This is a genomic window from Burkholderia sp. KL41 (genome assembly GCF_057005415.2).
This window is the reverse complement of the sequence record NZ_CM174446.1, coordinates 135,997-159,356: the sequence shown is the minus strand read 5'-3', so window position 1 is coordinate 159,356 and position 23,360 is coordinate 135,997. Positions and strand designations below refer to the sequence as shown.

Sequence of the window (23,360 nt, the reverse complement as noted above, 5' to 3'; positions counted from 1 at the left end):
TCGTCACGTCACGGGCTGCTTACTTGCCGCCGATGCTCTTCAGCGGCTTCCACTCGCCCTTCTCGACCTTGTACATCGTGATGCCGCCGTTCTTCAGGTCGCCCTTCGCGTCATACGCGACGTGCGTCGACGTCACGCCGGCCATGTCGGTCTTCGCGAGCACCGGCAGGTACTTCGCCGGATCGGTCGAATCGGCCTTCTTCATCGCGTTGAACAGCGCCATCGCGCCGTCGTATGCATACGGCGAGTAGGTCTGCACGTCTTCGCCGAAGCGCTTCTTGTACTTGTCGGCGTACGTCTTGCCGCCCGGCATCTCTTCGAGCGGCAGGCCTGCCAGCGAGGCGATCGTGCCGTCGGCCGCGTTGCCCGCGATCTTCAGGAACGTCGGCGTCTTCACCATTTCGCCGCTCATCAGCGGGGCGGTGATGCCGAGCGTCTTCATCTGCTTGACCATCGGTGCAGCCTGCGAATCCGCGCCGCCGTAGTAGACGAGATCCGGCTTCGCCGCCTTCAGCTTGGTCAGGATCGCCTTGAAGTCCACGGCCTTGTCGTTCGTGAATTCACGGTCGACGATCGTCGCGCCGCCGGCCTTCGCGGCCTTCTCGAACTGGTCGGCGAGACCCTGGCCGTAGGCCGTGCGGTCGTCGACGATCGCAATCTTCTTCATGCCGAGATCCTTCGACGCGAACGTGCCGGCCACCGAGCCCTGCTGCGTGTCGGACGTCATCATGCGGAAGGTCGTCTTGTAACCCTGCTGCGTGTATTCCGGTGCGGTCGCCATCGCGATCTGCGGAATGCCCGCGTTCGCGTAGATGCGCGAGGCCGGAATCGTCGTGCCCGAGTTGAAGTGGCCGAGCATGCCCTTGATGCCGTCGTCGACGAGCTTCTGCGCGACCGTCGTGCCGGTGCGCGGGTCGGCCTGGTCGTCTTGCGTGTCGAGTGCGAACTTCACCGGCTTGCCGCCGATCTTCGGGCTCGTCGCGTTGAAATCCTCGATCGCGAGCACGATCCCGTTCTGCATATCCTTGCCGTAGTGCGCTTGCGCGCCCGTCATCGGCCCTGCGTAACCGATCTTCACGTCATCCGCATGGGCCGTCCCCGCCAGCGACATGACCGCGACGAACGTCGCGCCTGCCAGCTTTTTCATCGTGTGTTGCATAGCATCTCCTTGGTACCAGGGTAAATGGAGCGGCTTCGGGATCGCCTAGCCGCTTCCTTTGTTTGATCCGAACGGCAAGGATGATCAGCCGATCGTCATCAAATTCGCATTGCCGCCCGCCGCGGCCGTGTTCACGCTCACCGAGCGCTCCGTCAGCAGCCGTTCCAGCGCGTAATCTTCCGCATCGCCGTTCTCGAACGCACCCACCGACACGCCCTGCACCGACACGATCGGGCCCGGCCGCTGCGCGACGTCCTTCACGAGCGTCTGCAGTTCGTCGCTGTCGCCTTCGAACAGCACCGCGTCGAACGGCGTATCGGCCTGCTTGCGCACGGTCGCATGCGCCTTCAGCGACGCCGGCAGCGCGGCGACCAGCGCCTCGCCGGCCGCGCCCGCGAACAGCGCGCGGTTGCCGGTCGCCAGCACCGCCGCGAACTGCGCACGCGCGCCGCCCGGCGTCGCCGCGACACACAGCACCGTGCCGCGCGGGCCGAGTGTATACGTGTTTCGCTCGCCCGTCGGGCCGGTCAGCACGGCGGTCGCACCGGCCGGCACCTGCGCCAGGTAGCCGTCGCAACGCGCGGCCAGTGCCGGCTCGCGCTGCTCGATCAGCCAGTCGCGCAGCGTCGTGAGCGCTGCCGCCGGGTTGCCGCGCGCATCGCCTTCGACCGCGCCGTCCGCGATCAGCGTCTGCGCGAGCGAACGCGGCAGGCCCGACGGACGCGTCGCGAGCAGGCGCTGCAGGTACAGCGCGCCGCCGGCCTTCGGGCCCGTGCCCGACAGCCCTTCGCCGCCGAACGGCTGCACGCCGACCACTGCGCCGATCACGTTGCGGTTCACGTAGATGTTGCCGACGTGCGCATTCGAGATCACGTGCGCGATCGTCTCGTCGATCCGCGTGTGGATGCCGAGCGTCAGGCCGTAGCCGGTCGCGCGGATCTGCTCCAGCAGCTTGTCGAGCTGGCTGCGGCGGTAGCGCACCACGTGCAGCACGGGGCCGAACACTTCGCGCTTCAGCTCGTCGATGCTGCCGATCTCGATCAGCGTCGGCGGCACGAACGTGCCGTGCGCGCAGGCTTCCGGCGCCGGCAGCTGCGTGACCGCGTGGCCCTTCTCCTTCATCGCCGCGACGTGCGTGTCGATCGTCTGCTTCGCTTCACCGTCGATCACCGGGCCGACGTCCGTCGACAGCCGGTCGGGGTTGCCGAGCGCCAGCTCGTGCATCGCGCCCTTCAGCATCGTCAGCGTGCGGTCCGCGACATCGTCCTGCAGACACAGAACGCGCAGCGCCGAACACCGTTGACCGGCCGAGTCGAACGACGACTGCATCACGTCCGCGACAACCTGCTCCGCGAGCGCCGACGAGTCGACGATCATCGCGTTCTGGCCGCCCGTTTCCGCGATCAGCGGGATCGGCTTGCCGTCCGGGTCGAGGCGCGCCGACAGCGTCTTGTTGATCAGGCGCGCGACTTCGGTCGAACCGGTGAACATCACCGCACGCGTGCGCGGATCGGCGACCAGCGCCGCACCGACGGTCTCGCCGTCGCCCGGCAGCAGCTGCACCGCGCCGGCCGGCACGCCGGCCTCGCGCAGCAGGCGCACGGCCTGGGCGGCGATCAGCGGCGTCTGTTCGGCCGGCTTCGCGAGCACCGTGTTGCCGGCCGCGAGCGCGGCGGCCACCTGGCCCATGAAGATCGCGAGCGGGAAGTTCCACGGGCTGATGCAGACCACGGGACCGAGCGGGCGGTGCGTGTCGTTCGAGAATTCGTCGCGGATCTGCGCGGCGTAGTAGCGCAGGAAGTCGACCGCTTCGCGGATCTCGGCGATCGCGTTCGGCAGCGACTTGCCGGCTTCGCGCACGATCAGGCCCATCAGCGTGTGCATCTGCGCTTCGAGCAGGTCGGCCGCGCGCACCAGGCAATCGGCGCGTGCGTCGACCGGCGTCGCCTGCCAGATCGGCGCGGCGGCCACCGCATGCGCGAGTGCCGCGCTCACGTGTTCGGCCGTCGCTTCGCTGACGGTGCCGACCGTGTCGCGCTGGTCGGCCGGGTTGCGCACGTCGCGGGCCGGCGCGTCGGCGAGCGTGTCGTCGGCGAGCATCGGCGCCGCGCGCCACGGGAAGTGCGCGCTCGCGAGCAGCGCGGACGACAGCGACGCGAGGCGGTGTTCGTTCGACAGGTCGAGGCCCATCGAGTTGGGACGTTCGTCACCGTACAGGTTGCGCGGCAGCGGGATCTTCGCGTGCGGCGCGCCGAGCGGCACGACCTTCGCCGCTTCGTCGACCGGATCGGCGACCAGTTCCTTCACCGACACGGTCTTGTCCGCGATGCGGTTCACGAACGACGTGTTCGCGCCGTTCTCGAGGAGGCGGCGCACCAGGTAGGCGAGCAGCGTCTCGTGCGTGCCGACCGGCGCGTACACGCGGCACGGCCGGTTCAGCTTGTCGCGGCCGGTGACTTCCTCGTACAGCGGCTCGCCCATCCCGTGCAGGCACTGGAATTCGTACTGGCCCGGGTAGTAGTTCTGGCCCGCGAGCTGGTAGATCGCGGCGAGCGTGTACGCGTTGTGCGTCGCGAACTGCGGGTAGACGGCGTCGGGTGCGGCGAGCAGCTTCTTCGCGCACGCGAGGTACGACACGTCCGTGTAGATCTTGCGCGTATAGACCGGATAACCTTCGAGGCCGTCGACCTGCGCACGCTTGATCTCGGTATCCCAGTACGCGCCCTTGACCAGACGGATCATCAGGCGGTGACGGCTGCGGCGCGCGAGATCGATCAGGTAGTCGATCACGAACGGGCAGCGCTTCTGGTAGCCCTGCACCACGAAGCCGATGCCGTTCCAGCCTGCGAGATCCGGATCGAAGCACAGCGCCTCGAGCAGGTCGAGCGACAGTTCGAGGCGGTCGGCTTCTTCCGCGTCGATGTTCAGGCCGATGTCGTAGCGGCGGGCGAGCAGCGCGAGCGCGCGCACGCGCGGCAGCAGCTCGCTCATCGTGCGGTCCTGCTGCGAACGCGAGTAGCGTGCGTGCAGCGCCGACAGCTTGATCGAGATGCCCGGGCCTTCGTAGATGCCGCGGCCGCCGGCCGCCTTGCCGATCGCGTGGATCGCCTGTTCGTAGGACGCGTAGTAGCGCTGCGCGTCCTCTTCGGTCGTCGCCGCTTCGCCGAGCATGTCGTACGAGTAGCGGAAGCCGCGCGCTTCGTACTTGCGGCTGTTCGCGAGCGCTTCGGAAATCGTCTCGCCGGTGACGAACTGCTCGCCCATCAGGCGCATCGCCATGTCGACGCCCTTGCGGATCAGCGGCTCGCCGCCGCGGCCGATCAGGCGCGTGAGCGCCGACGACAGCCCCGCTTCGCTGTTGGTCGTCACGAGCTTGCCGGTGATCATCAGCCCCCAGGTCGCCGCGTTCACGAACAGCGACGGCGCGTGGCCGACGTGCGAGCGCCAGTCGCCCTTGCTGATCTTGTCGCGGATCAGCGCATCGCGCGTCGCGCGATCGGGAATGCGCAGCAGCGCCTCGGCGAGGCACATCAGCGCGACGCCTTCCTGGCTCGACAGCGAGAATTCGTGGATCAGCCCTTCGACGCCGCCGCCCGAACTCTTCTCGCGCAGCGCCTCGACGAGCTTCGTCGCGAGCGCCTGCACGTCCGCCTGCAGGTTCGCGGGCAGGCGCGCCTGGCCGAGCAGGAACGGCACGCATTCCGGCTCGGGGCGGCGATACGCGGCCGTGATCGCCGCGCGCAGCACCGATTGCGGCTGCACGTTCTGCGCGAATTCGAGGAACGGGTGCGGCGAGTTGTCGTCGTCGCCGTCCGCGGCCTGGCCGTCGGCGAGCTCCGTGACGCCGCTGTGGCCCGACAGCTCGGGCGGCAACTGGCCGTGCTCGATCCGCTCGAGATACGCGAAGATCGCCTGCTTGATCAGCCAGTGGGGAGTGCGCTCGAGACGCGCGGCTGCGTCCTTGAGGCGCGAGCGGAGAAGGTCGTCGACCTTGACGCCGAGAGTCGTGCTTGCCATGGTGGGTTCGTGCGCCGGTGCGAGCCCGGCAATGTGGTGTGAGAGGATGCGCGAAATCCTACGGCACGCAATAAAAAGGTGCAACCAAATTGCGAGATGGGTTGCACCCTTGGGTTAGTCAATATAATCAGCCGCTTATGAGGTTGCAACCTAGGAGTTGCCCGTGGTCGGGGGATCGGTGTTTTCCCTGAGCAGGCCGATTTGGCATGCGCGCGCAACCTTCCCCGCGCGTGGCGGCTGACGAAAACGGGTTGCACTGGGGTGGCGGTGGATGGGGCGCCCGGGGGTAGCCGTGCGGCAAGAGGCGGTTCGGGGCTGCCCGACGGCACGGGCGTCGACGCAGCGGCACGTGGCGTGCGGTGCTCGGTGCTCGGTGCTCGGTGCTCGGTGCTCGGTGCTCGGCACTCGGCACTCGGCACTCGGCACTCGGCACTCGGCACTCGGCACTCGGCACTCGGCACTCGGCACTCGGCACTCGGCACTCGGCACTCGGCACTCGGCACGCCGCACGAAGGCCGCATGGCGCGCCGCTCAGATATCCAGCGGATCGACCTCGACGCTCCACCGCAGCACGCCCTTCAGCGCGCGCAGCTCCGGCTGCCATGCGCGCAGCGCATGCTGCAGCGCCGCCCGCGACGCGCTTTCGAGCAGCAATTGCGCGCGGTGGACGTTCGCGACCTTGACGATCGTCATCGGCACCGCGTCGTACACGGTCACGCGATCGGCGCCCGGCAGCCCCGGCAACGCGGCCGCGGCTTGCAGCAGGAACGCGAGCGCCGCGTCGAGCGTGCGCCCCTCGGCGCGCAGCAGCGCCTGGTAGACGAACGGCGGCAGGTGCGCGTCGCGGCGCTCGCCGAGCGTCGAATTCGCGAAACCGACGTAGTCCTGCCGCCCGAGCGCGTGATACAGCGCGTGACGCGGGTAGCGCGTCTGCACGAGCACCTCGCCCGGCAGCCCGGCGCGCCCCGCGCGGCCGCTCACCTGCATCAGCTGCGCGAACAGCCGTTCGCTCGCGCGGAAGTCATGCGAGAACAGCGCCGTGTCGGCATTGAGCACACCAACGAGCGACACGCGCTGGAAGTCGTGCCCCTTCGCGATCATCTGCGTGCCGACGAGGATATCGACCTCGCCCGCATGCACATCGGAGAAAAGCGCCTGCGCACTGCCCTTGCGGCGCGTGCTGTCCGCGTCGATCCGCAGCACGCGCGCGCCCGGCACGGCCTCGGCGAGCGCCTCCTCGATGCGTTGCGTGCCGCGCCCGAGCGGCGCGATGTCGACGTTCCCGCACTCGGGGCACGATCGCGGAATGCGGGCTTCCCAGCCGCAGTGATGGCAGCGCAGCGCATGCTCGGGCTTGTGCAGCACGACGTACGCGCTGCAGCGCGGGCAGCCCGCGACCCAGCCGCATGCGTCGCACGCGAGCTGCGGCGCGTAACCGCGCCGGTTCAGGAACACGAGACTCTGCTCGCCGCGTTCGAGCCGCGCCTTCAGCGCCGCGACGAGCGGCCCCGACAGCCCGCCCATCGACGCGCGGCCGCGCCGCCGCTCCTCTTCGAGGTCGATCAGCCGCACGGTCGGCAGCGTCGCGTCGGCCACCGCGCGGCGCGACAGCGTGAGGCGCGTGTAGCGGCCCTGCTCCGCCTGCCACCAGCTTTCGAGCGACGGCGTGGCGGAGCCGAGCACGACCGTGATGCCGAGCTGCTTCGCGCGCCACACGGCGAGATCGCGTGCCGAATAGCGCAGCCCTTCCTGCTGCTTGTACGCGGGCTCGTGCTCCTCGTCGACGACGATCAGCGCGAGCGCCGGCATCGACGCGAGCACCGCGAGGCGTGTGCCGAGCACGATCCGCGCTCGCCCCGTATGTGCGGCGAGCCAGTTGCGCGCCCGCTCGCCCTCGGCGAGCCCGCTGTGCAGCGTGACGATCGCGTCGTCGGCGAGCGCACCCGCGAAGCGCGCGCGGAACGCGGCCTCGAACTGCGGCGTCAGGTTGATTTCGGGGACGAGCACGAGCGCCTGCGCGTCCGGCCGGGCGTCGAGCAGCGACGCGAGCGCGTGCAGATAGACCTCGGTCTTGCCGCTGCCCGTCACGCCGTGCAGCAGGAACGGCGCAAAGCCCTGCGCGGCGCGGATCGCGTCGAGCGCCTCGGCCTGCTGGTCCGTGAGCGCCGGCGGCACAGTTCGTCCACCGGCTGCCAACAGGTTATCCACAGCTTTGGGCACAGGCGCATCGGCCCAGCCGATCTCCTCGACGTCGACCCAGCCGCGCGCCGCCCAGTCGTCGAGCGTCGCGGCCGCCTTCGGGTGCAGCGCGCGTGCATCGGGCAGCGCGAGCGAGCCGGTGTCGACCAGCGCCTGCGCGAGGCGCCGCAGCGCGGCCCCGCGTGCGGGCAACGCATCGGGCAGCGCCGCGCGGCCGGCCTCCGTCGGCCGGTAGCGCACCTCGGGCGCGAGCAGCCGCCCCCAGCGCCCCGCATCGCGCAGCGCCTGCGGCAGCGCCGGCAGCGCGACCTCGCCGCGCCCGCGCTGGTAGTAATCGGCGGCGAACGACACGAGCGCGAGCCAGTCCGGCGACAACGGCGGCAGGTCGGTGCAGATCGCGTCGACCGCGCGCAGCCGGGACGGCGGCACGTCGGTGTGAGTCGTCACTTCGCAGACGAGCCCGACCGCCTGCCGCTTGCCGAACGGCACCTGCACGAGCGTGCCCGGCACAGGCGCCGGTTGCGCGTCGCAGCGATAGTCGAACAGGGTGGCGAGCGGATGGTCGAGCGCGACGCGCAGGTAGGTGCCGCTCATCGCGGCGCTCCGGCGGCGGCATGCACCGCATCGAGATGGGCGGCCGGCATCCGCGCCCGCATCGTGGCGGCGGACTTAAAGTAAAACGTCAGATTCGGCGCTAAGTTTTGGATTCGCATTAGGAATCGCCGTATACCCTGCCCAGCCTGTGGATAACTTTGTTGAGAACTCGCCGCTCACGGGCCGCAACGCACGCGGGGCCGCGCTTTCCGCTGATTTTCGCCGCTTGTGGCGGTTCCCCGCGGAGCCTTATTCCATAAGGCTGCTATTCAAATTACCGAACCATAGCGAGGCAATTTGACCGACACAGGGCTCTACCGCGCTGCAACGAGGAAAATGTGTATAAGTCAAGTCTTGACAAGCACTGAATCGGCAACCGGTGCGGGGTTGCGCCCTGTTTAGCGCCGATAACGAAACGCTGTCACCCCGCAGTGCAGCATGACAGCGCTTGCGTTCAGCCGGCGGCTCCGCTACGGATCGCGCGGCTGTGGGTATGCACCTCGTCGACGAGTTCGGCGACGTGATCGGGCGACGTGAATTGCGAAATACCGTGCCCGAGGTTGAATACATGGCCCGGATGGTTGCCGTAGCTGTCGAGCACCGCGCGCGCCTGCTCGCGCACCGCGGCGGGCGGCGCAAACAGGATCGTCGGGTCGAGGTTGCCCTGCAGCGCGACACGCCCCGCGACGCGCTCGCGCGCGGCGCCGAGGTTGACCGTCCAGTCGAGCCCGACCGCGTCGACGCCGGTCGCCGCGATCTCCTCGAGCCACAGCCCGCCGCCCTTCGTGAACGTGATGACCGGCACGCGCTCGCCGTCATGCTCGCGCTTGAGCTGCGCCACCACGCGACGGATGTAGTCCAGCGAGAAGCGCTGGTACGCGCCGTCCGCCAGCGCGCCGCCCCACGTATCGAAGATCATCACGGCCTGCGCGCCCGCTTCGATCTGCGCGTTCAGGTAGGCCGCCACGGCCTGCGCGTTCACGTCGAGAATCCGGTGCATCAGGTCGGGGCGCGAATACGCCATCGACTTCACCGTGCGGAAATCGTCCGACCCGCCGCCTTCGACCATGTAGCACGCGAGCGTCCACGGGCTGCCCGAAAAGCCGATCAGCGGCACGCGCTGGCGGCCCTGGCCGTCGGTGAGCGCGCGGCGGATCTCGCGCACCGCGCCCGTCACGTAGCCGAGCGTCTCTTCGATGTCCGGCACCGCGAGCCTGGCGACGTCGGCCTCGGTACGCACCGGATGCGCGAACTTCGGCCCTTCGCCGACCTGGAAGTCGAGGCCGAGGCCCATCGCGTCCGGAATCGTCAGGATGTCCGAGAACAGGATCGCGGCGTCGAGCGGAAAGCGCTCGAGCGGCTGCAGCGTCACTTCGGTCGCGTAGTCGGGATTCTTCGCGAGACCGAGGAAGCTGCCGGCGCGTGCGCGCGTCGCGTTGTATTCGGGCAGGTAGCGGCCGGCCTGGCGCATCAGCCAGATCGGCGTGTAGTCGGTCGGCTCGCGCAGAAGCGCACGCAGGAAGGTGTCGTTGAGCAGGGTATGGGCCACGGTAGGAGCGACGGTGCGAAGGCAAAGCGGCATTTTACCGGACAGCCGCCGCAAGGCTGCGCATGCCGACACGATGGCGGCCATATGACGCGCGCGATGGCTCCGTTATGATCGGACGCTCATATCGAACGAAACGAAGGAGGAGACCGATGAAACCATTCGCCACGCTCGCCGCCGCCGCGTTGTTTTGCTGCGCCGCCGCGCACGCGCAGACCGCGGCGGGCGCAGCCGCTGCCGCACCGGGCGCCGGCTCGCGGCTCGACGACGTGCTCGCGCGCGGCACGCTGCGCGTCTGCACGACGGGCGACTACAAGCCGTATTCGTACTACCGTGCGGACGGCCGCTTCGAGGGCATCGACATCGACATGGCCGAATCGCTCGCGAAGTCGCTCGGCGTGAAGACCGACTACGTGAAGACGAGCTGGCCGAACCTGACCGGCGACTTTGTCGCGAAATGCGACATCGCGGTGGGCGGCGTCTCGACGACGCTCGAGCGCCAGAAGCGCGTGTTCTTCACGCAGCCGTACGTCGTGGACGGCAAGACGCCGATCGTGCGCTGCGCGGACGCCGACAAATACCAGACCGTCGCGCAGATCGACCGGCCGGAAACGCGCGTGATCGTGAACCCGGGCGGCACCAACGAGCGTTTCGCGAAGCAGTATTTCACGCACGCGAACCTCACGGTCTATCCGGACAACGTAACGATCTTCAAGCAAATCCTCGCGGGCAAGGCGGACGTGATGGTGACGGATGCGTCCGAGACGCTGCTGCAGCAAAAGCTGAATCCGGGCCTGTGCTCGGTGCATCCGGACAAGCCGTTCCAGTTCGGCGAGAAGGCGTACATGGTGCCGCGCGGCGACGTCGCGTTCCAGCAGTACGTCGACCAGTGGCTGCATCTCGCGCTGTCGACCGGCGAATACCAGGCGATTTCGGACAAATGGCTGAAGTAAGCGGGCTCGCACGCGGCGTCCCGCAGCGACTTTAGCGGGCACCGACCCCGCGGCCGCCGCCCGCGAAAATCGCTGCACGGCGGCGGCCGAATCGCCGCCGTTACACTTCGACGCAGCTCGCCGGCGCCGGCAAAATCGGCCCGATGCCGGCGAACTGGCCGAACGGTCGACTTCCGCGCCGGCCAATCACGTTTCAAAATCTTTCTGACGAATGAATCGTCATGCGCGGCATCTGCCGAACCGCGCATTTTCTCGCGTGCAAATCGGCAATTCGTCGAGCCTGATACGCATGAAAAACGCATCGTGCGCACGCGCTGAAAACGCTGCGGAAAATATGGGTAAAAATGACCTTTTTCGGGCCCTCAAAAACAGCAAAAAATCCCGGAAAGCCTTATCTGGCGGGCGTTACAACCTGAAACACTTTGTTACCGCGAGGGGTCATTAATTCGCCCACAATGGCCTCAACGGTTTCAACACGGATGCGGTCTCGTGTGCCAAGTGTGAGCGGACGCGAAGCGCTGCGAGCCAGTCGGTCACGTACCGAAGCCCTTCCGAGGGGCATCCCTGTTGGAGTCGTTTCCGGCCCCCCGCCGGACTCGGTTTCATCTTTGGTCTCCTCGCGCTAACCCCGTAGCGTGTGGTTTTTAGCGGGCTAATAAGCCCGCTTTTTTTCGTCCATCGAAAACGCAACGGCCCGCAGGCCGCCGCGTTCTTCCAGCGCGTTTCCCCTTCTTCATGCCGCGCTAAGCGGTCTTCTGCACGTCGAGCTTCAACTCCTCGATCATCCGGTCGCGCATCACGAACTTCTGCACCTTGCCCGTCACCGTCATCGGCAGCTCGTCGACGAAGCGGATGTAGCGCGGGATCTTGTAGTGCGCGATCTGCCCGTTGCAGAACGCACGCACGTCGTCTTCGGTCATCTGCTCGTCCGCGCGCAGCACGATCCACGCGCACAGCTCCTCGCCGTACTTCGCATCGGGTACGCCGAATACCTGCGCGCTCTGAATCTTCGGATGCCGAAACAGGAACTCCTCGATCTCGCGCGGATAGACGTTCTCGCCGCCGCGAATCACCATGTCCTTCAACCGGCCGACGATGTTGCAGTATCCGTCCGCGTCGAGCGTCGCGAGGTCGCCCGTATGCATCCAGCCGTCCACGAGCACCTCGCGCGTCTTCGTGTCGTCGTCCCAGTAGCCGAGCATCACCGAATAGCCCTTCGTGCACAGCTCGCCCGTCGCGCCGACCGGCACGATATCGCCGCCCGGATCGACGATCTTCACTTCCAGGTGCGGCTGGATGCGGCCGACCGTCGTCGTGCGCTTTTCGAGCGGGTCGTCGGTCGAGCTCTGGAACGACACGGGGCTCGTCTCCGTCATCCCGTACGCGATCGTGATTTCAGACAGGTGCATCTGCGACACGACGCGCTTCATCGTCTCGATCGGGCACGGCGAGCCGGCCATGATCCCGGTGCGCAGCGTCGACAGGTCGAATTGCGCGAACGCCGGATGATCGAGCTCCGCGATGAACATCGTCGGCACGCCGTGCAGCGCGGTGCAACGCTCGTCGGCCACCGCCGCGAGCGTCGCGACCGGGTCGAATGCTTCGCCCGGGAACACCATCGCCGCCCCCTTCGACACGCACGCGAGCACCGCGAGCACCATCCCGAAGCAGTGATACAGCGGCACCGGGATGCACAGCGTGTCCTGCTCGGTGAAACGCATCGCGGTCGCGATCGAGCGCCCGTTGTTGACGACGTTGCGATGCGTGAGCGTCGCGCCCTTCGGGCTGCCCGTCGTGCCGCTCGTGAACTGGATGTTGATCGGCTCATGGGCCGCGAGCGTCGCGCCGATCGCATCGAGCAGCGCGGGATCGACGGCCTGGCGGCCGCGCGCCATCACGTCCGCGAAGCGGAACATGCCGGCCGGCGCGACGTCGCCCATCGACACGACCGTGCGCAAGCTCGGCACGCGCGCCGCATGCAGGTCGCCCGGCGTCGCGGTCGCGAGTTCCGGCGCGATGGTCTGCAGCATCTCGACGTACGCGGACGTCTTGAAGCGCTCCGCGGCGATCACGGCTTTACAGCCGACCTTGTTCAGCGCGTATTCGAGCTCCGCGAGCCGGTAGGCCGGATTGATGTTGACGAGCACCGCGCCGATCCGCGCGGTCGCGAACTGCGTGAGCAGCCATTCGCTGCGGTTCGGCGACCAGATGCCGACGCGATCGCCCTTCACGATGCCGAGCGAGGCCAGCCCGGCCGCCAGCACGTCGACCTCGTTCGCGAACTCGCGCCAGGTCCAGCGCACCTGCTGCTCGCGGAACACGACGGCCGGCCGATCGGGAAAGCGGCCGGCCGTGTCGAGCAGGAACCGGCCGATCGTCGCTTCGGAGAGCGGCACGTCGGTCGTGCCGCGCACGTACGACAATCCGTTTTCGGGCGCGATCAGCGCCCCCACGCCAAGGTCTGCTGCCATGAATGTCTCCGTCCGTTTTTGTCTGACCGGCCCGACATGCGGCTCACGCGTGTCTGCTCCGCCGACGTCGCGACGGATAGCCTCTCTGCGGATGATGCCGTGCGCGGCTGACGACACTCTGACATCGAATTGCGGCGGACGGGTGAAATAGCACGACCGGACGGTATGATCCGACCCGTAAAAACAGATGAAAACGACGGGCGAAAAAAAAGCAGCCCGAAGGCTGCTTTCTTTCGCGGGATACGCGGCGCGGCTCAGTGCCGGCTGCGGATCTTCGCCAGACGCTGGATCGCTTCGAGCTGCGCCATCGCGGTCGCGAGCTCGGATTGCGCCTTCGCGAGGTCGAGATCCGACTTCGCGTTCTGCAGCGTTTCCTCGGCACGCTTGCGTGCTTCCTCGGCTTTCGCCGCGTCGAGGTCCTTGCCGCGGATCGCGGTGTCGGCGAGCACCGTCACGGCACCCGGCTGCACTTCGAGAATGCCGCCCGCGACGAACACGAATTCGTCGTTGCCGCCCTCGACTTCGATGCGCACCGCACCCGGACGAATCCGCGTGATCAGCGGCGTGTGACCCGGCAGAATGCCCAGCTCACCCGTTTCGCCCGGCAGCGCGACGAATTTCGCCTCGCCCGAGAAGATCTGCTCTTCCGCGCTGACGACGTCTACTTTGATGGTTGCCATATCGACTCCTGTCGATCGGAACGAGCGCTTCAGCGCCTGCTCCGATCCCATGCACGGCGGGTTGAGCGTATTACGTGAGCGCCTGTCCGCGAACGGATACCATCAAGGTATCCCTCACGGACGTAGCGGCGCCCGCTGCGTTACGCCTGACCCTTACGAGATCTTCTTGGCCTTTTCGAAGGCTTCGTCGATCGTGCCGACCATGTAGAACGCCTGTTCCGGCAGGTGGTCGCACTCGCCGTCGACGATCATCTTGAAGCCACGGATCGTTTCCTTCAGCGGCACGTACTTGCCCGGCGAGCCCGTGAACACTTCAGCGACGTGGAACGGCTGCGACAGGAAACGCTGGATCTTACGCGCGCGTGCGACCGACAGCTTGTCTTCCGGCGACAGTTCGTCCATGCCCAGAATCGCGATGATGTCGCGCAGTTCCTTGTAGCGCTGCAGCGTCTGCTGAACGCGACGGGTGATCGAGTAGTGCTCTTCACCGATCACGTTCGGGTCGATCTGGCGCGACGTCGAGTCGAGCGGGTCGACCGCCGGGTAGATACCCAGCGAAGCGATGTCACGCGACAGAACGACGGTTGCGTCCAGGTGGCCGAAGGTCGTAGCCGGCGACGGGTCGGTCAAGTCGTCCGCAGGGACGTACACGGCCTGGACCGACGTAATCGAGCCCTTCTTGGTCGACGTGATGCGCTCTTGCAGCTTGCCCATTTCTTCAGCCAGCGTCGGCTGATAGCCCACTGCCGACGGCATACGGCCGAGCAGTGCCGACACTTCGGTACCGGCCAGCGTGAAACGGTAGATGTTGTCGACGAAGAACAGCACGTCGAGGCCTTCGTCACGGAAGTGCTCGGCCATCGTCAGGCCGGTCAGCGCGACGCGCAGACGGTTGCCCGGCGGCTCGTTCATCTGGCCGTACACCAGCGCGACCTTGTCGAGAACGTTCGAGTCCTTCATTTCGTGGTAGAAGTCGTTCCCTTCACGGGTACGCTCGCCCACGCCCGCGAACACGGAGTAACCGCCGTGTTCCTTCGCGATGTTGTTGATGAGCTCCATCATGTTGACGGTCTTGCCCACGCCTGCACCACCGAACAGGCCAACCTTGCCGCCCTTTGCGAACGGGCAGATCAGGTCGATAACCTTGATACCCGTTTCGAGCAGTTCGGTCGACGGCGACAGTTCGTCGAACGCCGGAGCCTTCTGGTGGATCGAACGCGTCGTTTCGCTTTCGATCGGGCCGGCTTCGTCGATCGGACGACCGAGGACGTCCATGATCCGGCCGAGGGTCGGCTTGCCGACCGGCACCGAGATCGGCTTTGCCGTGTTCTTCACGGTCAGGCCGCGGCGCAGGCCGTCGGATGCACCCAGACAAATGGTACGGACCACGCCGTCGCCCAGCTGCTGCTGGACTTCGAGCGTCAGTTCCGAGCCATCGAGAATGAGCGCGTCGTAGATCTTCGGCATGCTGTCGCGCGGGAATTCCACGTCGATAACGGCGCCGATGCACTGTACGATCTTGCCTTCTACCAAAGCAGCAGTACTCATCGCTTTTCCTTTAAATACCTGATTCTTTACTCGCGCAAAGGCGCAGTTGTCGTCCGTGGCGCGCGCTTAAACAGCGGCTGCGCCGCCGACGATCTCCGACAGTTCTTTCGTGATCGCGGCCTGGCGGCTCTTGTTGTACACGAGCTGCAGTTCGCTGATCACCGTCTTCGCGTTGTCGGACGCGGCCTTCATCGCGACCATGCGAGCCGATTGCTCGGACGCCATGTTTTCCGCGACGGCCTGGTACACCAGCGCCTCGACGTAACGCACGAGCAGTTCGTCGACGACTGCCTGCGCGTCCGGCTCGTAGATGTAGTCCCACGACGTGGCCGGCGTACCGTCATCGGCTTCGAAGTGTTCCGACGACAGCGGCAGCAACTGCTCGATCACGGCTTCCTGCTTCATCGTGTTGACGAAGCGCGTGTAAGCGATATAAACCGCCGACAGCTTGCCTTCCGAGTACAGATCGAGCTGCGTCTTCACGGCGCCGATCAGCTTGTCCAGATGCGGGGTGTCGCCGAGGTGCACGACCTGCGACATCACCTTCGCGCCGAAGCGGTTCAGGAACCCGAGGCCCTTGCTACCGATCGCGGTAGCTTCGACCTTCTGGCCCTTCTCTTCCAGCTCCTTGAACTTCTGAACCGTCGCACGCAGCACGTTGGTGTTCAAACCGCCGCACAGACCCTTGTCCGTCGTGACGAGAATGATGCCGGCCGTGTTCGCACCTTCGTTCGCCACCATGAACGGGTGACGGTACTCCGGGTTCGCGCGGCTCATGTGCGCGGCGATGGCACGGACCTTGTCCGCATACGGACGAGCGGCGCGCATGCGTTCCTGCGCGCGACGCATCTTCGATGCGGCCACCATCTCCATCGCCTTCGTGATCTTGCGCGTGTTCTGCACGCTCTTGATCTTCCCGCGAATTTCCTTCATTCCAGCCATAGCTTGCTCCTTGACCGAAGCGGCGCGGGCGCATCAGCACCCGCGCGGCCTCAGTGTGTCACTCGCGGATCAATAGGCACCGGACTTCTTGAAGGATTCGATCGCCGAGCGCAGTGCGCCTTCGTCGTCCTTCGAGAGATCCTTGGTGTCTTCGATGCGCTTGATGAGGTCAGCGTGGCTGGTCTTCAGGTTTTCGCGCAGGCCCTTCTCGAACGACAGCACTTGCTTGACGTCGAGGTCGTCGAGGTAGCCGTTGTTCGCCGCGTACAGCGACACGGCCAGTTCCCAGACCTGCAGCGGCTGGTACTGCGGCTGCTTCAGCAGTTCCGTCACGCGGCGGCCGCGCTCGAGCTGCTTGCGGGTCGCTTCGTCGAGGTCCGATGCGAACTGCGCGAATGCCGCCAGTTCACGGTACTGCGCGAGGTCGGTACGGATACCGCCCGACAGCTTCTTCACGACCTTCGTCTGAGCGGCGCCACCGACTCGCGACACCGACACGCCGGCGTTGATTGCCGGGCGGATGCCTGCGTTGAACAGGTCGGTTTCCAGGAAGATCTGGCCGTCGGTAATCGAGATCACGTTCGTCGGAACGAACGCGGTCACGTCGCCAGCCTGCGTTTCGATGACCGGCAGTGCCGTCAGCGAGCCGCTCTTGCCCTTCACTTCGCCGTTCGTGAACTTCTCGACGTACTCTTCCGACACGCGAGCCGCACGCTCGAGCAGACGCGAGTGGAGATAGAACACGTCGCCCGGGTACGCTTCACGGCCCGGCGGGCGGCGCAGCAGCAGCGAGATCTGACGGTATGCCCAAGCCTGCTTGGTCAAGTCGTCATAGATGATCAGCGCGTCCTGGCCGCGATCGCGGAAGTATTCGCCCATCGTGCAGCCGGCGTACGGTGCGAGGTACTGCATCGCTGCCGAATCCGAAGCCGAAGCGGCGACGACGATCGTGTATTCCATCGCGCCCGTTTCTTCGAGCTTGCGAACCACGTTCATGATCGACGAAGCCTTCTGGCCGATCGCGACGTAGATACAGATCAGGTCCTTGCCCTTCTGGTTGATGATCGCGTCGAGCGCCACCGCGGTCTTGCCGCACTGACGGTCGCCGATGATCAGCTCACGCTGGCCACGGCCGATCGGCACCATTGCGTCGATCGACTTGATGCCCGTCTGCACCGGCTGCGACACCGACTTACGCCAGATCACGCCCGGGGCGATCTTTTCGATCGCGTCGGTCAGCTTCGCGTTGACCGGGCCCTTGCCGTCGATCGGGTTGCCGAGCGCATCGACCACGCGGCCGACGAGTTCCGGGCCAACCGGGACTTCGAGAATGCGGCCCGTCGTCTTGACGATGTCGCCTTCCGAGATGTGTTCGTATTCGCCGAGAATCACCGCGCCGACCGAGTCGCGCTCGAGGTTCAGCGCGAGGCCGAACGTGTTGCCCGGAAACTCGAGCATTTCGCCCTGCATCACGTCCGACAGGCCGTGGATACGCACGATACCGTCGGTCACGGAGATCACGGTGCCCTGGTTGCGAACGTCTGCGCTCGCTTCAAGGCCCTGGATCCGGCTCTTGATCAGCTCGCTGATCTCAGAGGGATTGAGTTGCATTATTCGCTCCTGATAGTCAATTCTGTTGCGTGCCGGCGTGGCGCTCAGGCGGTCAAGGCAGCCTGCATCGATGCGAGGCGCGCGCGAACCGAGGTGTCGAGCACTTCGTCGCCGACCGTCACGCGCACGCCGCCGATCAGCGACGAATCGACTTCGACCGTCGGTTTCAGCTTGCGCTTGAACTTGCGTTCGAGGCCCGAGACGAGACTGTCGAGATCCGCGCCGTTCAGCGGGAACGCGCTCACGATCTCGGCGTCGGCTGCACCTTCACGTTCGTTCTTGAGCGCCTCGAACTGCTCGGCAATTTCCGGCAGCAGCGCGATGCGATGATTGTCGACCAGCATCTGCACGAAGTTCTTCGCTTCGGCGCCGGCCGCGAGCGGCGACTTCGCAGCAGCAAGCAGCAACTCGGCTACTTGCGTGCGCGTCACCTTCGGGCTCGACGCGACCGACAGCACTTCCGGCAGACGCGCAACCTGGGCCAGCTCTTGCACGAGCGTGGACCAGGCGGCGATGTCACCGCCCTCGGCCACGCGGAACAGCGCTTCTGCGTAAGGGCGGGCGATGGTTGCAAGTTCGGCCATGATCAGAGCTCGGCTTTCAGTTGATTCAGCAGTTGGGCGTGGGCCGTTTGATCGACTTCGCGCTTCAGGATCTGCTCGGCGCCCTTCACGGCCAGCGTAGCGACTTCGCCACGCAGCGCTTCGCGCGCCTTCACGATTTGCTGTTCTGCTTCCGCCTTCGCCTGGGCGACGATGCGGGCGGCTTCAGCCTGGGCGTTGGCCTTGATTTCCTCGGCGACCGCCTGGGCACGCTTTTCAGCGTCGGCGATGCGCTGCTGGCCGTCATTGCGGGCCTGCGCGAGTTCCTGGTCCACGCGCTTGTGCGCTGCGTCGAGTTCTGCCTTGCCCTTCTCGGCGGCGGCGAGGCCGTCGGCGATCTTCTTCGAACGTTCGTCGAGGGCGTTGATCAACGGCGGCCACACGAACTTCATCGTGAACCACGCGAGGACCAGGAACACGACCATTTGCGCAAACAGAGTTGCGTTGAGATTCACGGTGTTTCCTTATCTGCTATTCCGGAAAAATGAAACGGTAAGGCGCTCATCGAGTTGCATTCGATCAGCGCCCCAAGTCTCCGTTCCGCCCTGCGCCGGCTCACGCCGGACGCATATTTCCGAGGAACCTTAGCCTGCGACGAGCTTCGACAGGAGCGGGTTCGCGAACGCGAACAGCATTGCAACACCCACGCCGATCAGGAATGCCGCGTCGATCAGACCAGCCAGCAGGAACATCTTCGTTTGCAGCGGGTTGATGAGTTCCGGCTGACGTGCGCAGGCTTCGATGTACTTACCACCCATCAGCGCGATACCGATACAGGCGCCGATTGCACCCAGGCCGATGATGATGCCGATACCGATGGCGGTCAGACCCTGGATGTTGGCGATGTAAGCTTGCATGATCACTCCTTTGTGAAAAGACTTGGAACTGAGATTTAAAAAACTAAAACGGAAACTCTTTTTTGCACGCCGCGCTTAGTGCTTGTCGTGCGCCTGGCCGAGATACACCAGCGTCAGCATCATGAAAATGAATGCCTGCAACAGAACAATCAGGATGTGGAAGATTGCCCAGACGCTGCCCGCGATCACGTGGCCAACGAAGCCGAGGAACGTTGCGTCGCCACCGAAGCTCCACATGCTGCCGAGCAGGGCGATCAACAGGAACAACAGCTCACCCGCGTACATGTTGCCGAACAGCCGCATACCGAGGGAGACGGTCTTGGCGAGATATTCGACGATGTTGAGCGCGAGGTTAGGGATCCACAGCAGCGGGTGGGCGCCGAACGGCGCCGACAGCAGTTCATGCACAAAGCCGCCCGCGCCCTTGATCTTGATGCTGTAGTAGATCATCAGGACGAACACGCCGAGCGCGATGCCGAGCGTGCCGTTCAGGTCGGCCGTCGGGACGATGCGATGGTGGGAAATCACGTCCGACAGACCGAGCAGGCCGATCACGCGGCCCGGCAGGTCGACCGGGAGGAAGTCGAGGGAGTTCATCAGCGCGACCCACACGAACACCGTGAGCGCGAGCGGAGCGATGAAGGTACGATTGCCGTGAACGATGGCCTTCGATTGGTCTTCGACCATCTCGACGAGCATCTCGATCGCGCACTGGAAACGGCCCGGCACGCCCGACGTCGCCTTGCGGGCAGCCAGACGCAGCACGACGATCGTCACGATGCCGCAAACGATCGACCAGAACAGCGTGTCGAGATTCCAGACGTGGATGTCGAAAATCGACGTCTGATGCGAGGTGGAGAAATTCTGCAAGTGGTGCGCAATGTACTCGGACGGATCCGGACCGCGCGTGCCTTCGCTAGCTGCCATATCGTTAATGCCACCCAAATTGTCGAAAATCGTTTTGCCAGTTCCGCAACACGCTATTGCGGGAACGGGCCGGTGCGGTTCGTTGTCGAAACCGCACGCTGCTTGTTCCTTACCGCCAGGCCAGTGCGATCCAGTACGTCTTCAGCACGACGAGGTACGTGACGAGGAACGGCACCCAGTGCACGCCGGCCCAGCCGAACGCCACTGCAGTGAACATCCCGATCGTCAGAGCGAGCTTCAGGGCTTCGCCCATCACCCAGCTCATCACGGTGGCCGAACCACCTGCCTTCAGTCGTGCCACGAATACCGCACTTGGCACCCAGCCGATCGCTCCGCCCAGAAACGCGGATTGCGCAGCGGCGCCCGGCGACTTCGAAAACAGCCACCACGCCAGCGTTGCAACCAGGGACAGAACCACTTGCGCGAATACCACCTTATAGGGGGTCACGCGCGAGGGCTTGCTCACGTTCGGGCCGAACAGCTTTTCGGCTTCTGCCCGCGTGAGCGGAACGATGTTGTTATCTTGCTGCTCGGCGTCCCAGTCATCGTCGGATTCGCGCCGCTCGCCGGCCGCCGAAGCGGTGCGTTGCGTGCGCTGATCATCGTGCCTGTCGTCCGGCGCCTGACCCGCCATCGCAATCTTCCGCAAAATCCTTGAACCCGGCCCCAAGCTTTCTGAAAGCTTTCAGGGGTGCCTAGCTAACAAATCCGGGCGATTGTAAGCGATAGTTGCAAGTGATTCAAGGCTTTAGACGCGACAAAAACCTGCGTAAAACGACGCCTCATCATGTGAAAAAACACGCGATTCGACGATGTACGATGACAGTTGTAAGGTCGCTTTTTTGTACCGGTATTTCTTGCTCGAAAAAATCCGGCGACGAGGAATTGACAAGGAAACGAGGCCCGATGCGGGTGCCGGCGGGACGGCTCGAACGCCATCCGGAATCCACGCCGTGACGCGGCCCCGGGCTCGCACCCGGCACGATGCACCGAGCAGACAAAACCCTGTGACCACCCGGCAGCTCCGGATGCACGAAATCCGGGCCGACGCCGACGCGCCGAATCATCCAATCAGTTGTCATGCCACCACAGGCAATCGACTGTGAATTGCCGGACTTATCAACAACCCCGCAACCAGCGCGAATACCGTGCACCCGCCCCGCCACCCGAATCGCACGGCTGTGCCGCGCGCAGCCGCGTCACTTAACCATGAACGAGCAGCCACGCGCCGACCGCCGCGCTGGCGAGTGCGAACGGAATCGAGACCAGATGGAACGGCAGCCACATGCGCGGCTCCTTCGCGAGACGCACCGCGATCAGGTTCGCAAGCGAGCCGATCGCGAAGCCAAAGCCGCCGACCGACACGCCGAACGCGAGCGCACGCCAGTCGTGCGTGAATTCCGACAACAGGATCGCGGCCGGCACATTGCTGATGACCTGTGACAACAGCGCGCCGGCCGCGTAGACGCGCAGCGGCGAATCGAGCTGCGCATTCGCAATCGTGTCGTGCACGACGGGCAGCGCAGCCGCGGTACGCAGCACGACGAACATCAGTACGAAGATCAGCAGCAGCAGCCAGTCGATCTTCAGGACTGCGTCGCGTTTGACGGCGAGCAGCACGATGGCGACACCGACGAGACCAGGCAGCGGATGATGCGCATCGGCGAGCAGCACGAACGCGGCGAACAGCGCCGCCGCGATCAGCGCGTGCATGCGTTGCACGGGCAGCGCAGTGGCATCACCGGACAAGTCGAGCGGCTTTGCGCGAAACGCGCATGCGGTCAGCACGAGCAGCAGCGCCATCAGCGCGATCGCGAGCGGCCCGAGCGTGACCACGAAGCGGCCGAACGACACGCCGCTCAATTGCCACAGGAAAAGATTCTGGGGATTGCCGAGCGGCGTCGCGACGGACCCCGCGTTGACCGCCAGCGCGACGACGATCACGAGCCGCCGGAACGGCAGTGGCGTCAGCGCACGCAACGAGACCATCAACGGCACGACGACGAACAGCGCGACGTCGTTGGTGAGCCACATCGATAACAACGCGGCGAACCCCACGAGCAACAACGCGAGCCCGCGTTCGGAATGCACGTGATGCACGATGCGGTGTGCGAGCCACATCAGGCAGCCGGACAACTCGAGCGCCTTGGTCAGCATCAGCAGGCCAGCCAGCGTCGCGACCGTCTGCCAGTCGACGCGACCGGCCAACACGGAAAATGGTTGCGGACGCACCCATTGCAGCACGATCAAGCCAAGTACGAGAACCGACAGCACCGGCTCCTGCGCAAGCCATCCCAGCCACCGGCGCGGCGTCGGCGCGCCCGTCTTCTCCATCGGCACCGCGTTACTCTTCGGTCGCGACGTTGCCGCGCAGCCGCACGAGAATGCCCTCGAGCGCGTCGAGGTTGCCGAAGTCGATCGTGACCTGCCCTCGCCCGCGGCGGCCGAGCTTGATCTTCACCGTCGACGCGAGCAGATCGGACAACTCCTCCTCGAGACGGCGCGTATCGCGCCCGCCGTCGTCCTTCGCGCGCGCCTTCACGGCCGGCGCTTCCTTCGTCGTGTGCGTGACGAGCTTCTCGGTCTCCCGCACCGACATGCGCTTGTTGACGACCTGATGGGCGAGCGTGATCTGCGTGGCCGCATCGACGGCGAGCAGCGCGCGTGCGTGCCCCATGTCGAGATCACCGGCCAGCAGCATCGTCTGCACCGGCGAAGCCAGGTTCAGTAGGCGCAGCAGGTTCGACACCGCGCTGCGCGAACGGCCGACCGATTCGGCCGCCTGTTCGTGCGTGAAACCGAACTCGTCGAGCAGGCGCTGGATACCGTGCGCCTCTTCGAGCGGGTTCAGATCCTCGCGCTGGATGTTCTCGATCAGCGCCATCGCCGCGGCGGCCTGGTCGGACACATCCTTCACGAGCACCGGCACTTCATCGAGGCCCGCCAGGCGTGCCGCGCGGAAACGGCGCTCACCCGCGATGATCTCGTATTTGTCTGACGAAATGGGCCGTACCAGGATCGGCTGCATCACGCCCTGTGCGCGAATGCTCGCCGCGAGCTCCTGCAGGCTGCCTTCGTCCATCCGCGTCCGCGGCTGGTACTTGCCGGCCTGCAGCTTGCCGAGCGCGAGCGTGTTCGGTGCCCCTTCGATCTTCACCGCTTCGGTGATATCGGCACTGCCGCCGAGCAGCGCTTCGAGGCCACGTCCCAAGCCCTTCTTCTTTGGTACCGCGTTCATGTCTTTCTTCCTCGCT

At 65.6% G+C, this 23,360-nt stretch carries 17 protein-coding genes; 1 reads left to right on the top strand and 16 read right to left on the bottom strand.

The window, feature by feature from the left end:
* Window positions 1–19 precede the first annotated feature (19 nt).
* From PQB87_RS00690 to hemE, 4 genes are all read right to left on the bottom strand, one after another.
* Window positions 20–1,159 carry a branched-chain amino acid ABC transporter substrate-binding protein gene (locus tag PQB87_RS00690; RefSeq protein WP_059527972.1) on the bottom strand — a complete coding sequence of 380 codons (1,140 nt, stop codon included), beginning with the start codon at window positions 1,157–1,159 and terminating at the stop codon, window positions 20–22.
* Window positions 1,160–1,243: 84 nt separating this feature from the next.
* Window positions 1,244–5,176: a trifunctional transcriptional regulator/proline dehydrogenase/L-glutamate gamma-semialdehyde dehydrogenase gene (putA, locus tag PQB87_RS00685; RefSeq protein WP_060062274.1), complete on the bottom strand. Its 3,933-nt coding sequence runs from the start codon at window positions 5,174–5,176 to the stop codon at window positions 1,244–1,246.
* A gap of 531 nt (window positions 5,177–5,707) precedes the next feature.
* Window positions 5,708–7,969 carry a primosomal protein N' gene (locus PQB87_RS00680; protein WP_027788705.1) on the bottom strand — a complete coding sequence of 754 codons (2,262 nt, stop codon included), beginning with the start codon at window positions 7,967–7,969 and terminating at the stop codon, window positions 5,708–5,710.
* Between the two features lie 454 nt (window positions 7,970–8,423).
* Complete coding sequence (gene hemE / locus PQB87_RS00675; protein WP_279609151.1) at window positions 8,424–9,518, bottom strand: uroporphyrinogen decarboxylase; 1,095 nt, start codon at window positions 9,516–9,518, stop codon at window positions 8,424–8,426.
* 149 nt (window positions 9,519–9,667) lie between these two features.
* Here hemE and PQB87_RS00670 point away from each other — a divergent pair, with 149 nt between their 5' ends.
* On the top strand, window positions 9,668–10,468 hold the full coding sequence (locus tag PQB87_RS00670; RefSeq protein ID WP_027788707.1) for a transporter substrate-binding domain-containing protein: 801 nt from the start codon (window positions 9,668–9,670) through the stop codon (window positions 10,466–10,468).
* Between the two features lie 743 nt (window positions 10,469–11,211).
* On the opposite strand, the gene PQB87_RS00665 is transcribed toward PQB87_RS00670, so the two are convergent.
* The 12 genes from PQB87_RS00665 to PQB87_RS00610 form a co-directional block, all read right to left on the bottom strand.
* The gene (locus tag PQB87_RS00665; RefSeq protein WP_060062269.1) at window positions 11,212–12,939 is read right to left on the bottom strand and encodes an AMP-binding protein; all 1,728 of its coding nucleotides are present in this window, start codon (window positions 12,937–12,939) and stop codon (window positions 11,212–11,214) included.
* Window positions 12,940–13,193: 254 nt separating this feature from the next.
* Window positions 13,194–13,619, bottom strand: coding sequence for a F0F1 ATP synthase subunit epsilon (locus PQB87_RS00660; RefSeq protein ID WP_006477288.1), 426 nt, complete (start codon window positions 13,617–13,619; stop codon window positions 13,194–13,196).
* A gap of 153 nt (window positions 13,620–13,772) precedes the next feature.
* Complete coding sequence (atpD, locus tag PQB87_RS00655) at window positions 13,773–15,167, bottom strand: F0F1 ATP synthase subunit beta (RefSeq protein ID WP_011350527.1); 1,395 nt, start codon at window positions 15,165–15,167, stop codon at window positions 13,773–13,775.
* A 66-nt stretch (window positions 15,168–15,233) separates the two neighbouring features.
* Window positions 15,234–16,109 carry a F0F1 ATP synthase subunit gamma gene (gene atpG, locus PQB87_RS00650; RefSeq protein WP_021160445.1) on the bottom strand — a complete coding sequence of 292 codons (876 nt, stop codon included), beginning with the start codon at window positions 16,107–16,109 and terminating at the stop codon, window positions 15,234–15,236.
* Window positions 16,110–16,178: 69 nt separating this feature from the next.
* A complete protein-coding gene (atpA, locus tag PQB87_RS00645) occupies window positions 16,179–17,720 on the bottom strand; it encodes a F0F1 ATP synthase subunit alpha (protein WP_021160444.1) in 1,542 nt (513 codons plus the stop codon).
* 44 nt (window positions 17,721–17,764) lie between these two features.
* Window positions 17,765–18,304 (bottom strand): F0F1 ATP synthase subunit delta, encoded by a 540-nt coding sequence (locus tag PQB87_RS00640; RefSeq protein ID WP_006482713.1) that lies wholly within the window; start codon window positions 18,302–18,304, stop codon window positions 17,765–17,767.
* A 2-nt stretch (window positions 18,305–18,306) separates the two neighbouring features.
* A complete protein-coding gene (locus tag PQB87_RS00635) occupies window positions 18,307–18,777 on the bottom strand; it encodes a F0F1 ATP synthase subunit B (protein ID WP_021160443.1) in 471 nt (156 codons plus the stop codon).
* 129 nt (window positions 18,778–18,906) lie between these two features.
* Window positions 18,907–19,179, bottom strand: a complete 273-nt coding sequence (gene atpE / locus PQB87_RS00630; RefSeq protein WP_021160442.1) for a F0F1 ATP synthase subunit C — start codon at window positions 19,177–19,179, stop codon at window positions 18,907–18,909.
* 75 nt (window positions 19,180–19,254) lie between these two features.
* The gene (gene atpB / locus PQB87_RS00625) at window positions 19,255–20,106 is read right to left on the bottom strand and encodes a F0F1 ATP synthase subunit A (protein WP_059687911.1); all 852 of its coding nucleotides are present in this window, start codon (window positions 20,104–20,106) and stop codon (window positions 19,255–19,257) included.
* Window positions 20,107–20,215: 109 nt separating this feature from the next.
* The gene (locus PQB87_RS00620) at window positions 20,216–20,740 is read right to left on the bottom strand and encodes an ATP synthase subunit I (RefSeq protein WP_021160441.1); all 525 of its coding nucleotides are present in this window, start codon (window positions 20,738–20,740) and stop codon (window positions 20,216–20,218) included.
* A 569-nt stretch (window positions 20,741–21,309) separates the two neighbouring features.
* A complete protein-coding gene (locus tag PQB87_RS00615) occupies window positions 21,310–22,440 on the bottom strand; it encodes an SLC13 family permease (protein WP_048023974.1) in 1,131 nt (376 codons plus the stop codon).
* Between the two features lie 10 nt (window positions 22,441–22,450).
* On the bottom strand, window positions 22,451–23,344 hold the full coding sequence (locus PQB87_RS00610; RefSeq protein ID WP_027788713.1) for a ParB/RepB/Spo0J family partition protein: 894 nt from the start codon (window positions 23,342–23,344) through the stop codon (window positions 22,451–22,453).
* Window positions 23,345–23,360 lie beyond the last annotated feature (16 nt).